Below are 1183 nucleotides of genomic sequence, written 5' to 3' on the forward strand. Positions count from 1 at the left end.
TGTGTGGATGGCTCCCGCATTGCAAGTGGCGAATTGAGCTTCTGACGCGTTGGTCGGGTGCAGTCTTGTGTCCGGCCTTTCGATGCAGTCGTTCATGTTGACCGCTGGCCCTGATGGTATCCGCGAGCTGGGTCCCACTCTGCTTCGCGGGCTATGACGCCCTGGACAGGCGGCGGGGTGTCCCGGCTCCCGGTCTGACCGGTTCGCCATCAACTCTCATCGTCCTCGCAACCTGGAAACGTCTCCTTTGCGTGCTGTCAGGCGGCCGTGGCCGCCGGTGCGCGGTAGGTGCCGCCGCGGGTCATGATCGCCCAGGCGACCCGCGCCGTGCGATTGGCCGCCGCCACGGTCACCACGCGCACCGGCTTACGCTGCAGCAGCGCCGGCAGCCGCGGGTCGACCGAGGTCGGTGTCGTCTTCGCACGCCGGATCAGAGAGGTCATGCCGACCACGAGCAGCCGGCGCAGGTAGCGGTCGCCCATGCGCGAGATCCGGCCCAGGCGCTCCTTGCCGCCACTGCAGTTCTGCAGCGGTGTCAGGCCCAACGAGGCCGCGAACTGCCGACCGGAGCGGAAGCGTCCGGGCTCGCTCACCGAGGCGGCCAACGCGGTTGCCGACACGATGCCGACACCCGGGATCGTCGCCAGGCGCTGCGACAGGTCGCTGTCCCGATGCCAGGCGAGCAACTCCTTCTCCAGTCGGGTGAGTTGGATCTGCAAGGCACCGATCTGATCGGCCAACCCGGTCACCACGCGCTGGGCTAACGGCGGCACCTCGGCCGCGTCGCCGGCCGAGAGTCGGGCCGCCAGTTCGAGCGCGTGCCGCAGGCCCCGCGCCATCTCGATCCCAAACTCAGCGAGCAGGCCGCGGATCATGTTCACCAGCTGCGTGCGTTGCTTGACCAGCAGGTCGCGCGTCCGGTGCAGCGCCAGCGCCGCCTGCTGCTCGGTCGACTTCACGGGCACGAAGCGCATGCTCGGGCGCGTCACCGCCTCACAGATGGCTGCGGCATCGTTCGCATCGGTCTTGCCGCGCTTGACGTACGGCTTCACGTAAGCCGGCGGCATCAGCCGCACGTCGTGGCCGAGGCTCATGAGCTCCCGGGCCCAGTGGTGCGCTGTGCCGCACGCCTCCATGCCGACCAGGCATCGCGGCAGCTTGGCGAAGAACGGCACGACCTGCG

The 1183-nt window shown here is 69.0% G+C and carries 1 protein-coding gene; it reads right to left on the reverse strand.

The window, feature by feature from the left end; genetic code table 11:
* Positions 1–257: 257 nt before the first annotated feature.
* A partial coding sequence (locus tag ACLBX8_RS31470) for an IS110 family transposase (RefSeq protein ID WP_447716398.1) occupies positions 258–1183 on the reverse strand: 926 nt, incomplete at its 5' end.

The sequence above is a fragment of the Methylobacterium sp. D48H genome (assembly GCF_053345715.1).